Source organism: Sinomicrobium soli (assembly GCF_003285545.1).
Lineage (GTDB): Bacteria > Bacteroidota > Bacteroidia > Flavobacteriales > Flavobacteriaceae > Sinomicrobium.
The window spans coordinates 74,976-90,088 of the sequence record NZ_QLNV01000008.1; the positions used below are offsets into that span (position 1 = coordinate 74,976).

Genomic DNA, 15,113 nt, shown 5'->3' on the forward strand with positions numbered 1-15,113 from the left:
TCAATATTCTGTTAAACCCCCCCGTTTTTCACGGTATTTGCAAAAGAGAGCAATATCAGAAAATGCGGAGCTGTGTTACGGACACCGGCCCCGCCTGTAAGATTGCTTTTTTGCTATGATTAAAATAACATTATTGGTAGTACTGGGGTTTTTGATTTTTGTACTCAGTACGGTAAGCGGTGGCGGAGCGAGCCTGCTCCTGATGCCACTGATCATTTTTGTAGCGGGTGCCAAGTCGGTGGCGCCCATAATGACCACGGGAATAGCCATGAGCAGCAGTTCCAGGGTGTTTTTATTCTTTAAGGACATCGACTGGAATCTGTTCAAGTGGCTGTTGCCTTCCACCATCGTGGGTTCGGTGCTGGGAGCCCGGCTGTTCGCTTCCCTTTCTTCAGACTGGATACAGATCATTATCGGGCTTTTCCTGGTTTTTACCGTGGTACAGTTCTTCCAGAAAAAGGAAAAAGTCAGGGAAAGGCGTATCAAGACCTGGCATTTTGTTCCCATCGGGTTCACCATTTCATTTCTCTCCGGACTGATAGGAGGGGTGGGACCGCTGATGAACTCGGCCTATATGAATTACGGGATGACCAAGGAAGAGCTCATAGGCACCCGTTCGGCTAATGCCGTAGTACTGCATATTTCAAAGCTGGCCAGTTATGCCTATTTCGGATATCTCACGGGAGATGTCCTCAAATACGGCCTCATTCTGGGAGTGACAGCAATTGTCGGGAATTTTTTCGGAAAAAAATTACTGGGAATGATCTCGGAACTGATCTTCCGGAAGATCGTCATTACCACCATGGTCGTGAGCGGGGTACTGATGCTGTATAAGCACTGGGATTTCATACTGCAAACCATTCACGCTACCTGACCGGCAGGTCCGGCACCATAACAGGCTATCGAAAATCATACACTATATCCATTTGAAAAACAACAGAAAATAAGCCCATGAAATTAAGTATTGCAGATAACGTACATTTGGTAGAACCCGGAGATTTCGAGGCTTCGGAACACTGGTATCCCCGGGTATTGAATTCCAATATACACCCGTTGGTAAGCCATTTTCTCCACCTTACCCAGGATCAGTTCATTGCGAGGTACAACCGCCTGAACCCCACAACAGACCCGGAGATGCTTAAAGAAATCCTTTCGTACCGCCCGGAATATTTCAAGTGGTCGGGTACCGATATGATGCATGTGACCAACCGGGCCGGGAACCGGAAACTTACCATCATAGAGACCAATTCCTGCCCGTCCGGACAGAAATCCATGCCGCTGCTGGACCTGAACGTGGAACAGGGAGGGTATAGAAAGCTTATAGAACAGACGTTTAAGCCCCAGATAGATCTCCATGATGAAACGGGAGCCCTGGCAGTCATATACGACAAGAACCCTATGGAGAATGTGGGCTATGCTTCTACGCTGGCCGATGTTTTCGGAGAAGATGTGTACCTGGCCAGGTTCCTGAAAGACGATCCCAACCCCCCGGCGAAGTTTGTAGATAACAAGCTGTATGTAAAGTCGGAAGATGAATCATGGATACCTGTCCGGGCCGCGTTCCGCTATGTGACGCAGGAACCCTGGAACAGGCTTCCCCTGAAGTCGAAAACATTACTGCTCAACCCTATAGAAGCCTGTCTGGCCGGGGGGCGGAACAAGACGGAAGCCTATATGGCATACCGGAAATTTAATGAGCAGTTCAGGAAATACGGGCTGGAGATACATACCCCGGAAACCTTTCTGGAAGTAGAACACGGGGATCTGCCGGAATATTTCGAAAAACTCGGGAGAAGTATGGTGGTCAAGGTCCCCGACAGCAATGCCGGGCAGGGGGTGTATACGGTAACATCAGAAAAGGAAATGAAACAGGTATACGAGACCCTGAAGCAATACCAGCCCGAAAAATACCTGATCCAGCAGCTGATATACAGCAACCACATCAACGGGTCCGACCGGGAGAAAGCCTGGTACCACGTAGGGACCATCCCGGACAAGAAGAACAGGAGCTATGCTTTTGACCTCCGGCTGATGATGCACTATACGGAAAACGGGCTCCGGCCTCTTGCCATTTATTCCAGGAGAGCGCGTTTACCGCTCAACAAGCCCTTGCCGGAAGGAGCCAGTTCCTGGGACCTGTACGGAACAAACCTCTCCGTAAAGCAGACCGAGGGCTGGTCGTACGACGATGAACGCCTGATGTTATACGATATCCGTAATTTTGGTAACTTGGGGCTCGGAATAGACGAACTGATACAGGGCTTTATTCAAAGCGCCATGGCTACTTATGCCATAGACCGGCACGCGATTGAAAAATTTGATAAACTATAGGATTATGAGCTTAAAGATATTAGTAGTAGAGGATGATGTGGTATTTTGTCGTTTACTGACAAAATTCCTGAACAACAACCGGATAGAGACCAGGGATGCACAATCTGCCGCCAGGGCCAGGGAATTGCTTGCCCTGGAAAAATTTGATGTGGTCATCACCGATTACAAACTGCCCGATGAAGACGGGCTGAGTGTCCTGGAAGCCACCAAAAACAGTCCCAACAGCAATTCCACCAAACTCCTGATGAGCCGTTTCAGGGACGAAGAGGTCGTGGCCAGGGCACGTGAGCTCGGGGTTGTCGATTTTATTCAGAAACCCATTAAACCGGCGGAATTCCTGGAGCTCCTGGAAAAACTGGGGTGAGACAATAGTACGGACAGCTGTCCGGAACCGGTATGTTGTTAACTTGCAAAATACATCGCTATGCTTCATGTAAAGAGTAAGACCCTGCTGATGTTTGCCCTGAGCGTGGTTGCCATAGCTTCAGTGGGGTTTTACTTTTATACCAGCCTGGAGTCGCTTAATACACGGGTGGAAAACAGTATTAACCCCCAGAAGAAGTCCAACTATCTGAAGAAGATAGCCCTCGACCTCAACAGGCTGAACAACCTATACCTGGTCGATTCCGTCGAACTTTCACGGGAAAAGGTCGATTCCATTATCGCTTCCGTTGAAGTTAACCTGGATTCCGTAAAGGAGGTCTCCGGAAAGTCCCGTGAGCAGGGAGATTACAGCCGCCTGGATACCATCCCGCAATTGCTGAGGGAGATTAAAAGGGAATACCTTACCCTGGAGGATATCAGGCAGAAAAGCCAGGAAAGGTTTTTAAATGATTTTGAAGATGTACTGAAAGAAGAACTCTCAACCCTTAACCTGAGTGCCCGGGATTCCATTACCATCATCAAGCAGATCACCTCGGAGATCTATGAAAACCCCGTAGACCATTCCGGAAGATTATTGGTCAAGGACCAGCTGAGCGGGGCAGACAAGCGAAACTTTTTTCAGCGCCTGTTCGGCCGGGGCGGTAAGGATACCACGGCACGGGAAAACGGGGACCTGCCTGAACCTTTCCTTGCGGAGGAGGTGGAGGCAGACAGGGATACCGTGGTTTCTACGGCGGTAGATACCCTGCATATGCGGCAGGAGGCGGGAGAAGCGCCGGAAATGAAGATCATCTCCATCTTCGAGAAAGTCCAGAAAAGACGGATCCGGATCCTGGATAACCTGAAACAGCGGGAAAAGCAGATATTCCGGAAAAATGCCGAAATCAATAATTTTATAGAAGGGACCCTCAATGAAATACTTTTTGAGGAACTCCGCGAGTTCAACCTGTATATCGATAACTTTTCGACAGCGTCCAGGAGATACATTTATGAGACCGGGGCGATCATCCTGGTGTTCCTGGTCATCGGTCTTATTGCCACCTATATTATTTTCAGGGATATCAATACCTCCATCTTTTACCAGAAAAAGCTCGAACTGAGTGAAAAAAGGGCCCTGAGGGAAGCCGAGGAAAAACAGAAATTCCTGTCTACCATGAGCCATGAGCTCCGTACACCCCTTACCTCCATTATAGGCTATGCCGACATGCTGGACCAGGACGATGAAAATGTACAGGCCCTGCAATCGGCCTGCGGTTATCTCTACCAGATGACCAATGAGATCCTGGACATGGCCAAGATAAAGGCGGGGATCATAGAGATCAGGAATGAGAATTTCGACCTGCTGGAAGTATTGGGCAGGGTGAGGAATAATTTCGAACCGCTGATCATCAACCGCGGGATACAGCCCCTGTTCCTCTTTCCTTCGGCCCCGGTATACGTTATATCGGATGAATACCGCATTCAGCAGATCGTGTATAACCTGGTACACAACGCCATCAAGTACACCGAAGAAGGATATATCAAGCTGGCCCTGGAAGTTCATGAAGACCCGGAGGATACGACGGCACTTCAGGTAGATATAGTGATCGAGGATTCCGGTATCGGGATGAGTGAGGAAGAGCAGAAGACGGTATTCCAGGACTATCAGCAGGCAGGAACCCATAAAAACAAGATCAAGGGCACAGGGCTGGGGCTGGGGATCGTGAGAAGGGTGGTACGGGAAATGGGCGGTACCCTTACCGTGGAAAGCCGGGAAGGGGAAGGCAGCAGGTTTGTGACAGGCTTTGTCTTTAAAAAGGGAGCAGCAAAAACCACTGCCGGCGAAGGAACATTTGTAATGGCTCCCGACAGCCTGAAAGGTATACGTGTCTTTGCGGTAGACGACGACCCGTTGATTACCCGTCTCTATGAAAAACTCCTGGTCCCTTACGGCGCCGGTTTTACGGCAGAGAATAACCCGGAACAGGCATTGAAACGCCTCGAAACGGAAACCTTCGACCTGGTGATCTTCGATATGAAAATGCCGGGAATGTCGGGATACGAGTTGAAACAGGAACTGGAAAACAGGGGAATAAGGCTCGCCCGTACCATTATTGCTACCGCCAACGTCATGCTTACGGATGAAGACCGGCGGAATATGGGAAGCTTTGACAGGACCCTTTTTAAGCCGCTTCGGAAAACAAATGTATTGAAGGTTGTTTCGGAACTCCTCGACCTGGAACACCGCAGTACCGCCCTGCCTGAACGACCGGAAAAGAAAGAGAGAAAATACGACCTGGGCGATCTTAAGGAGTACACCGGCGATGACGAGGAAGCCCTGAGGGACATGCTGGGATTCCTGGTAAGCGAGAACAACAAGGAGTTGGAAATTTACAGGGAAGCCCTTGACGAAGAGGATTACGAGGCCCTGGCCCATACCATTCACAAACTGGCATCCAGGTTCGCACAGGTACGGGTAACGCCGCCCTTTGCCACCAAGGCCCTGGAACTGAACCTCAGGGACAGGAAGAAAGCGGCCCTGCGACAGGCGGGAGACCTGTACCGTTTCTGGAAGCAGTGCAACGAGGAACTGGGAGAGGCATGTTGAGACAGGAGACTGGTGTACGGCCTGTTACGGGCTGGTAAATAATACCCGTTTTTAACGGAAAAAGCTGCTTCATTCGGGGCAGCTTTTCGTTTTTATAGTGTGAATTCCATATTCTGAACGAGCTAAAATCACATATTTACCATGTATTTAATGTTAAAATTATCAAATACGCAATTTTTTTTACCCCCGGTCTTGTGTATTTAAAAATAATCACTACTTTTGGTTAACCAATCTGGTCAACCAGTTTGGTCAACCAAATTACCAAATGGGATATGCTGGATCTAAAAAAGGAAAATTTCACGGAAGTTCAGGAAGAGTTTCAGACCGATGAGGAACTTATTATCAACAAGATAAAAGAGCTTATCACCTCCCGGCAGCTGGAGTCCGGAGACCGTTTGCCTTCGGAACGGAAGTTGTCGGAGAAGTTCAATGTAAGCCGGGGGCAGGTGCGTTCGGCCATACAGAAGCTGGAGTTTTACGGCCTGCTGAAAACCCTGCCCAAAAGCGGCACTGTGGTTTCCAACCTCGGGGTTACGGCATTGAACGGGATGATGCGGGATATCCTGAAGTTGCAGCGGCCGGATTTCAAGTCGCTGGTAGAAACGAGAATAATGCTCGAAAAAAACGCCGTATGGCTCGCGGCGCAGCGCCGGAGTGAGGACGACCTGCAACATATCGAAGAGGCCCTGAAAGCCTTTGAGAACAAGCTTCTCACCGGTGAGAGTGCCGTTGAGGAAGATATGATGTTTCACCTGAAACTCGTAGAGGCCGGCAATAACAGTGTCATGCATTCCCTGGTACTGATCATCGTGCCGGAGATCATCACTTACTTTATGAAGAATAAAATATGTAGCCATGTAGAAGCCAGAAAACTGATCAAGGAACACCAGGATATTTTTGATGCCATCAGGGAAAAAGATCCGGAAAAGGCGGAGAAGGCCATAGATGCCCATTTCACCGATCTGAAGCGTTACTGCTACAGTTGAGCAGGTAATACCAGTTATAAAATAAAAAGGATGAGCTGCCTACTCACCCTTTTTAAACAAAAACTTCTTGTCGTCAGAAGTCTGATAATAGTGCTGATATCAAGTACTACTACGTATTGCAAAATTAAGGAAAAGATTATTGTAACAAAATAATCGGCTTCATAATTATGGATTTGCAGTGGTAGCGGTACCTGGTATATGGCCGGACAAAACCATTCAAAACCAAACTAATTATGAAAGCCAGATTGTGTATACTCTTCTTCTCACTGGGTATAATGTCCCTGTACGCCCAGGATTCCTATACGCTTACCGGGAAAGTCATCTCCGCAGCAGACCAGTTGCCTGTTATAGGTGCCAATATCGTGGTGGTCAATGCCTCGAGGGGAACTACGTCCGATTTCGACGGTAATTTTTCCGTTGAGGTTTCCGGGAATGATGTGATCAGTATTTCTTATGTGGGATACATTACCGAAACCATTATCATCGCGAACCAGAACAATATTACGGTTAGCCTCAGGGAAGACACCGAACAGCTGGATGAGGTGGTCGTGATCGCCTACGGTACGCAGAGGAAATCCAGCCTTACCGGTTCCGTAGCCAGCCTGGAGAACAAGAATCTCGACGAACTGCCGTACAGCAGGGTAGACCAGTCCCTCCAGGGAAAGATAGCAGGGGTACAGGTTCAGAATATCTCTTCTGAAGTGGGTACGGCCCCGCAGATCAATATCCGGGGGCTGAGCTCTATAAGCGCCAATACATCCCCGCTTGTCGTGGTAGACGGTTTTCCCATAGCAGATGCCCTGGAGTTCATCAACCCGAGCACCATAAAATCCATTGAGGTACTGAAAGATGCAAGCTCTACGGCCATGTACGGTTCCAGGGGCGCCAACGGGGTGATCCTCATCACTACCAAGAACGGTAGCCTTCAGCCGAAATATGTTTTTAAAACCTTTACCGGGTTTAAAAACGCCTATAAGCAAATAGACGTTCTGGACGGTTATGAGTATACCGATATGCTGCTGAGGGAACGCCAGATGGTGGAAGACTATGAGGCCATGCAGAACGGGACCACACCGGCTGTACTGGCACATTCCGACAGGGAAATGGCACAGCGGATCGTTGCCGATAATACCGGGGGCACCGACTGGGCCGATGAATCACAGCGGGGCGTGGCCCATATCAAAAACTACCAGTTCGATGTATCCGGGGGGAACAGCAATACCCGTTACTATATATCTTCTCAATGGATTGAGGATGAAGGGCTTTTAAGGGATAATTTCAACAACAGGCTGAATCTCCAGGGCAGGCTTACGACCAGGCTTACGGAAGACCTTGAAATAGGGTTTAATTTCCGGCCGTCCTATTCGAGAACACGGCGTTCCACGGTGCCCTTTTCCGATTTTTCCAGGGCATTGCAGTGGGGCCCCGTAAGGCATAACGAATATACGGCCGCGCTTACCGGGCAACCCCTGGGGACTTATGCCCATCCGAGGCACTTTAACAATACGAGCTATTCGTATACCGATGCCGACGGCAATGAAAGGACATTTACCGTTCCTTCCCTGTGGGGGTCCAGCAATAACAACCCCATAGCCCGTATGGAAAACGAAGAACGTATGCAGTACGACTACCGCGTGGTGACCGATGGCTTTGCCAACTGGGATATCACCGATAACCTCCGCTACCGGGGGTCGGTAGGAGCGTATTTTCAGTTCCGTGATTACGAACGGTTCCGCAGGTCGATTGCCGACCGTACCGGGCAGTCCCTGGGTATTAATACCACTTATATGCGAAACCGGATCATTACCGAACACACACTGAACTACAGAAAGAAGTTTAAAAATCACCGGCTGGATGCCCTGGTCGGGACTACCTACGAATATACCGGGATAAAGAGGACCGCGATCAGCGGAACACAATTCCCTACCGACCTGATCGAGACCATCAATGCGGCTACGGTGATCGATGCCGACGATACCTATACCAGCAAGGAAGAGATCTCCCTGGTTTCGTTCCTGGCAAGGGTAAATTACGAATACAAGGGAAAATACCTGGCCTCGGTAGCTGCCCGGTACGACGGTTCGTCCCTTTTCGGACCTGAGAACAAATACGGTTTTTTTCCTTCGGCTTCCCTGGGATGGAATATACACAAGGAAAAATTCTGGGAAGACCATATCGGGTTTATTGACGAATTTAAGGTGAGGAGCAGTTTCGGAATGGCGGGGAACAACAATATAGAGAACTATGCTTTTGCCAACTTGCTGTACCCTTCCAATTATTCCCTGGGCGGCGGTGGAGGTACGGTGACTTCCGGACTGGGAGAAACCTATCCTACGCTGGGAAACAGGGCGATAAGCTGGGAGCAGACCTACCAGTATGACACCGGGGTCGATATCAGTCTTTTTGACAATAAACTGTCGTTTACCGGGGATTATTACTATTCCATAACCGACAAGCTTCTCCTGCAACAGAATGTGTCTTTTATTACCGGACGTGACAATTACTGGAATAATGTGGGAAAAATACAGAATCAGGGTGTGGAACTTGCACTGTCGGCCAACCTGGCTTCCGACCACTTTTCCTGGAACGGGAATATCAATTTCTCGGCCAACCGGAACAAACTGATCTCCCTGGGCGGGGAAGAGCAGTTTATCAACCAGGGAGAACGCAACGAGCAATATATTTCCCGTGTGGGGGAAGAAGCCATACAGTTTTACGGGTATAAAATGGTGGGGATATGGCAGAATGCCGAAGAGTTGAATACCTTCCCGGGTTCGTCGGAAGATGCCGTAGGAGGGATACGGGTAGCCGATATCAACGGGGACGGTATCATAACGGCCGACGACAGGACAACACTCGGGAGCCCTTTCCCCGATTTTACGTGGGGCTTCAGCAATACCTTTACTTTCAAGGGCTTCGATCTGTATTTCCTGCTCCAGGGATCGCACGGTGCCGAAGTTTTCTACGGAGACGGGTATTATACCGAACCCAGGTACCTGCACAGGAACTTTGTGGACGGACGCTGGTTCAACGAAAACTTCCCGGCTACGCGGCCGCGGGAAAAGCTGGGACGCGACTGGGTGTTTACCGATTACCTGGTGCAGGACGCTTCTTATGTATCCCTCCGCGAGGTGATCCTGGGATACTCCCTGCCACAGTCGCTGGTGAGCAGGATACGGCTGGACAAGGTCAGGTTCTTTGTATCCGGACAGAACCTGTTATACCTCATGGCCGATGATTTCTTCGGGATCAACCCTGAAGCCATTTCCACCAGCGGGGTATACAATTCACCCCTGATTTCGGGTTACCAGCGCGGGGCATATCCCATACAACGCCAGATAACTCTCGGACTGGATATTAACTTTTAAAAGAAGGGACATGAAAAGAATACATACCTATACCTATACCGGAACACTGATCCTGACAAGTCTCACCCTGATCTTCAGCCTGGTTTCCTGCGATAAGGAGCTGGACCTGCAGCCGGTCTCGGAAATCAGTGCCGACGAGTTTTACAACAATGCCGAAGAAATCAACCTGGCCGTAATGGGCATATACAACGGGATGTACGATGTGCTGGACAGGGAGTGGATACTTACCGAACTCCGGTCCGACAATACCTATATGAGTCCGCGTAACAGCGAGACGGCCAATGTGCCCTTCCGCCAGGTCGACCGTTTTGTACTGACTTCGCAGAACATTCATGTCGAAGATTACTGGAGGGCCTGTTACAGGGTTATCTCGCTGGCCAATAACGTGATCGCCCAGATAGAAGTGGTAGACGATCCTGACCTGGCCGGCAGGTATGAGGGGGAAGCCCGTTTTTTACGTGCCCATATGTACTTCAACCTGGTACGGCTCTGGGGCGGGGTGTTTATTGTAGATCGTCCTGTCTCGGGGGCCGAAGCCAGGACCATGGACAGGAGTACGACAGAAGAGGTCTATGATTTTCTTCTGGAAGACCTGGAATTTGCCGTGGAGCACCTGCCCGGTACCGTCGGTGGTTCAGACCTGGGGAGGCTCACCCGCTGGGCGGCAAAGGCCGAACTCGGCAAGGCCCTCCTCACGCGGGGAAGTACCGAAGATATAAACCGGGCCGTGAGCGAACTGTCGGATGTGGTACACGACAGCCCTTTCGGGTATCTCGACGATTATGCCCGCGTTTTTGACATTGACAACGAATACAACAGCGAGATCCTGTATGCCGTGAGATACCAGACGGGCAGTGTGGGGCTGGGAGCGCCGTTTGCCAATTACTTTGCTCCCATGCAAAGCGATGACTTTGTAGTTCGGGGAAACGGCGACGAGCTCAACGTACCGGCCACAAGCCTGTCGCAGGCCTATGAAGCCGGTGATGAACGCAAGGCCGTGTCTATGGCAGATACCTGGATCGGTTATAACGATATCGTCAACGAGAGCAGGCATATTACCAAGTACAATTCAGACTTTGCCACCGTAGACGACGCCGGGAACGACTGGCCCGTGATCCGCTTTACCGATGCCATGCTCCTGCTGGCAGAGGCCATCAATGAGCTCAGCGGACCGACCACAGAGGCCATAGCACTGCTCAACAAGGTACATCAGCGTGCGGGACTGACCGCTTATGACCACCAGGAAGTGGGGAGTTATTTCGATTTTAAACTCGCCCTTGAGAAAGAGCGGAAACTGGAATTTGCTTTCGAAAATCAACGGTGGTTCGATCTCGTACGTACGGGAAGAGCCATGACCGTGATGAATACCCATTTTGCTGCCGAAGACCAGTACAACGATCCGAACCGGCCGCAGTTCAATACCGATCCCATTGAGGAATACCAGTTGTTACTGCCCATCCCGCAATACGAAATAGACCTGAACCCCGGCATAGCCCAAAATATAGGATACTGATATGAAAACTACATTTATCACACTGTGCTGTATACTGACCCTGCAATGCCTGCAGGCCGGCAGCATCCGTGTCAGTACTGCCGAAGCGCTGAACAGGGCGATAAAGCAGTCTGCCCCGGGAGATACCATCATTATGGCCAACAAGACGTGGGCCGATACCGAGATCCGCTTTCTGGCCGGCGGGGAACCTGGCAGGGAGATCACCCTAAAGGCAGAAACTCCCGGAAAAGTAGTGCTCACGGGAACGTCCAGGCTTATTATCTCCGGAAAGTACCTCGTCGTTTCCGGTTTGTGGTTCCGGGAAGGGAATACCCGCGGAAAACCGGTGATCTCGTTCCGGAAAAGCAAGGAAGAACCGGCCTTTTACTCGAGGGTGACCCGTTGTGCTATTACTGATTATAACCCCTCCGACCGCTCGCTGCAATACCAGTGGGTAGAGCTTTGGGGGAAACACAACCGGGTAGATCACTGTACTTTTTACGGAAAGACGAACCAGGGCCCCGTGCTTATTGTGGGGCTGAAAGACAATAAGGCAAACCTCGAAAATCATCACAGGATAGACCACAACCACTTCGGTCACCGTCCGTCGCTGGGGTCCAACGGCGGGGAAACCATCAGGATAGGTACCAGCCATACCTCCCTGGAATCTTCCGGGACCGTAGTGGAAGAGAATCTCTTTGAACGGTGCAACGGGGAGGTAGAGATCATTTCCAGCAAGTCCTGCGACAATATCTACCGCAACAACCTCTTTGTAGAAAGTGAGGGCGGGCTCGTGCTCCGGCACGGTAACCGCTGCCTGGTGGAAGGAAATGTCTTTTTCGGCAACAATAAGCCCCATACCGGGGGGATCCGGGTGATCAACGAAGGGCACATCGTACAGAACAACCTGCTGATGGGGCTCACGGGAGATGGCTTCCGTTCGCCGCTGGTGATCATGAACGGGGTGCCAGACGGCCCGCTCAACCGCTATAACCAGGTCCGGAATGCGATAATACAGCACAATACCTTTATCCATTGTGCGCCCCTGGAACTGTGTGCCGGCAGTGATGACGAACGCACGGCCACCCCGGTAAACACTCTTTTTACCAACAACCTGTTCTATACGGACAAACAGCAGGAACTGTTCCGGGTGCTGGACGATATATCCGGGATCGCCTTCTCGGGAAATAAGGTGCAGGGCCCGGCCTCAGTGTCTGTAAAAGGCATCGATCCCGTAGCTCTGCAATGGAAAAACCTGGAGATGTATCCCATCCCGGTGAGTGACTCACTGCTGGCGGTAACCCCTTCCGGAAGGCCGGTACGTACCGACCTTACCGGAACCGTCAGGACCAAAACCAGGGCCGGGGCGGTGATCCCCGGAAATGAAAGGGTGCCCCTGGCCCTGCGTATACAGCCCGGTGTAGACTGGCCCCTGGAAAAAGCAGCGGTTACCGGGGTTCCGGATACCCCGGAACCCAGGGTCATCGCCGTGGCACCGGGAAAGAATACCCTGGAAAAAGCGGTGAAGAAGGCCTCAGGCCATACCGTATTGCAATTGTCTGAAGGGGTCTATGAAATAGGCAGGGGGATGCCGGTTACCGGCAAAATTGTCATAAGAGGGAAAGGAAGTGCCAGAACCGTGATCCGGGCCGGCAAAGACGAAAAAGTGCCCAACTACTTTTTTCGTGTGGAGCAGGGGCAATCCCTTGTTCTCGAAGGAGTGGAGGTAGATGCCGGTAGTGACACTCCCGTAAAATACGGCATCATTTCACCTACAGAACCCAGTGCGGAGGCCTACAGGCTGGTATTAAACGATGTGTACCTTCATGGTTTCACGCAGGAAACCGGGGCCGTATTCAAGGCCTATAAGGGCACTTTTGCCGATACCATCCGTATCACCAACAGCCGGATAGAAGACAGCCACAGGGGGCTGAACCTGAGTTATGAAAAAGACGATAAGGGGAAATACAATGCCGAAGTGATCGATATCAGCAATACCCTGTTCAGGAACCTCGGGCAGTTTGCCCTGTATTACTACCGCGGAGGCCATGACGAGTCTACCGTGGGCGGGCAGCTGCACATAGATCACTGCGTGTTTTACCATGTAGACAACAACGAAAAGGGGCGGATACTGCGTACCAAAGGTATAGTATACGTCACGATCACCAACACGGTATTTGCCGGTAGCCCGGAAGCAAGACAGGCCGTGGTATTGCAGGGAAGTAAAAACCGTATTTCCCATACCCTGGTCCATAATTCGGGAGAGATTAAAACCTCCGGCGGTGCCGTATCCGACAGGATACTCCGGGCTGATCCCGGATGGGAAGATACCCTGAGATTCAGACCGAAAGAAGGATCGCCCCTGAAGAGTGCGGGGACAGACCGCAGGGATATCGGTTTGTTCTTGAGTTATTAAGTGTTGCCTGAATAACCCAATAACCCAATAACCCAATAACCAGTACACACATTTGATTTCAACCGAGACCACTAAAACACTATGATTATGAACATAAAAGCAACAACCTTTATCACGGCAGTTTCCGCATTTGCCCTGCTGGTCTTTACAGTGGGGTGCGATGCCGATACGGAGGTAGACCAGACGGTGGAGGAGATCCTTTCCGCCCAGCCGGCCATTACTTCCTTCAGCCCTGCTTCGGCAGATATTCAGTCCAGGGTACTTATCCGGGGAACCTATCTTAACTTTGCCAGCAAAGCCTATGTGGGAGATACCGAATGCCGGATAACACAGCGGATCAATGGGGAGACCCTGGAGATAGAAGTAGCCCCGGAGGCGGAGAGCGGGGTGGTGCGTATTGCCACCTCTGCCGGAAAGGAAGCTTCTTCGCCAGAGCAGCTTTCCGTGACGTATCCGCAGCCTGCGGTCAGTTCGGAACTGCCGGAAGGGGGGATGGTCAATGAGAATATCGTTATAGAGGGGACCAACCTGCGGACCGTAACCAAGATCACATTCGGGGGTACCGAGGCGATCATCCAGTTCAAGGAAGCCCAGGCCCTGGTGGTCTCGGTGCCCAATAACGAGGGGGAAGGGCAGGAAGTGAGGATGTATTACAATACAGCATCCGGAGAAACATCGGTAGCCCTGAGTGCGGGTTTCAGCATCACCATTCCCACACCGGTGATCAATAACTGGCCGCAACTGATGAACCGGGACAGCGAGGTGTTTATTACGGGGGAGGACCTGAACCTGGTGACCTCGGTCACCATAGACGGACAGGAAGCACCCATAAATGCCAGTTCGGCTACCGCATTGAACTTTAATGTACCGGAAGGGGTACAGACGGGGTACAGGGATATAGCAGTGCATTACGGCACAGACAAACAGCTGGTGCGGGAAGGAGTGCCGTATATCAACGGGCAGTATGAAAAATATATAGAGTTCGACACCGACCCCGAAAGTGTTTTTGCACTGGACCTGAGCAAAGACCCCCTGGCGGTACAGCAGCTTAACGGCAATGCGGAACAGCCACCTTTCCCGGGAGCGTCGTACTACAACCTGCAGATGAATACCGGAACGGGGAGCACCATTGCGAGGATGCGGCTCCATAGCGAAACGGCAAACGAGACCTGGCAGCAGATCCTCGATCCCGGAAATTTCGGGGATAATCCCGTGCTGCACTTCTGGATCAACACCGAGGGAACCGCCCCCATACTGAAACTTTATATCGGCGGGACCTCCAATGCGAACCGGCGGGAACTTTCCGGGGGTAATACCAATACCGGGGAAGGATGGAAACTGTATGCCGTTAGACTGAAAGATTTTATCCCGGGACTTACCTCCGTAGGTTCTGCTTTTGAAATTCGCCTGAATACCGGTTCGGGAGCTTCGGTCTTCCCGGTGGTTGTCAACCTCGACTGGATTGTAGTTACCGACCAGGTACTTACGGAATTCGGGGCGGAAGATGTGACCGACCTGTTCAAACCTGCGGGATAATGATATACGACCT

At 51.0% G+C, this 15,113-nt stretch carries 9 protein-coding genes; all 9 read left to right on the forward strand.

What is annotated here, in order from left to right:
- Nucleotides 1–115: 115 nt before the first annotated feature.
- The 9 genes from DN748_RS11915 to DN748_RS11955 all read left to right on the forward strand — a co-directional run bounded on the left by DN748_RS11915 (nt 116) and on the right by DN748_RS11955 (nt 15,100).
- Nucleotides 116–874 (forward strand): sulfite exporter TauE/SafE family protein, encoded by a 759-nt coding sequence (locus DN748_RS11915; RefSeq protein ID WP_201741473.1) that lies wholly within the window; start codon nt 116–118, stop codon nt 872–874.
- 77 nt (nt 875–951) lie between these two features.
- A complete protein-coding gene (locus DN748_RS11920; protein WP_112372057.1) occupies nt 952–2,331 on the forward strand; it encodes an ATP-grasp domain-containing protein in 1,380 nt (459 codons plus the stop codon).
- 4 nt (nt 2,332–2,335) lie between these two features.
- Nucleotides 2,336–2,695, forward strand: coding sequence for a response regulator (locus DN748_RS11925; RefSeq protein WP_112372058.1), 360 nt, complete (start codon nt 2,336–2,338; stop codon nt 2,693–2,695).
- A 60-nt stretch (nt 2,696–2,755) separates the two neighbouring features.
- Nucleotides 2,756–5,302 (forward strand): ATP-binding response regulator, encoded by a 2,547-nt coding sequence (locus DN748_RS11930; RefSeq protein WP_112372059.1) that lies wholly within the window; start codon nt 2,756–2,758, stop codon nt 5,300–5,302.
- 272 nt (nt 5,303–5,574) lie between these two features.
- Nucleotides 5,575–6,288 (forward strand): FadR/GntR family transcriptional regulator, encoded by a 714-nt coding sequence (locus DN748_RS11935; protein ID WP_112372195.1) that lies wholly within the window; start codon nt 5,575–5,577, stop codon nt 6,286–6,288.
- 233 nt (nt 6,289–6,521) lie between these two features.
- Nucleotides 6,522–9,656: a SusC/RagA family TonB-linked outer membrane protein gene (locus DN748_RS11940; protein ID WP_112372060.1), complete on the forward strand. Its 3,135-nt coding sequence runs from the start codon at nt 6,522–6,524 to the stop codon at nt 9,654–9,656.
- A gap of 10 nt (nt 9,657–9,666) precedes the next feature.
- Nucleotides 9,667–11,169: a RagB/SusD family nutrient uptake outer membrane protein gene (locus tag DN748_RS11945; protein ID WP_112372061.1), complete on the forward strand. Its 1,503-nt coding sequence runs from the start codon at nt 9,667–9,669 to the stop codon at nt 11,167–11,169.
- Between the two features lies 1 nt (nt 11,170).
- Nucleotides 11,171–13,564, forward strand: coding sequence for a polysaccharide lyase 6 family protein (locus DN748_RS11950; protein WP_112372062.1), 2,394 nt, complete (start codon nt 11,171–11,173; stop codon nt 13,562–13,564).
- Between the two features lie 87 nt (nt 13,565–13,651).
- On the forward strand, nt 13,652–15,100 hold the full coding sequence (locus DN748_RS11955; RefSeq protein ID WP_161554551.1) for an IPT/TIG domain-containing protein: 1,449 nt from the start codon (nt 13,652–13,654) through the stop codon (nt 15,098–15,100).
- Nucleotides 15,101–15,113: the final 13 nt, after the last annotated feature.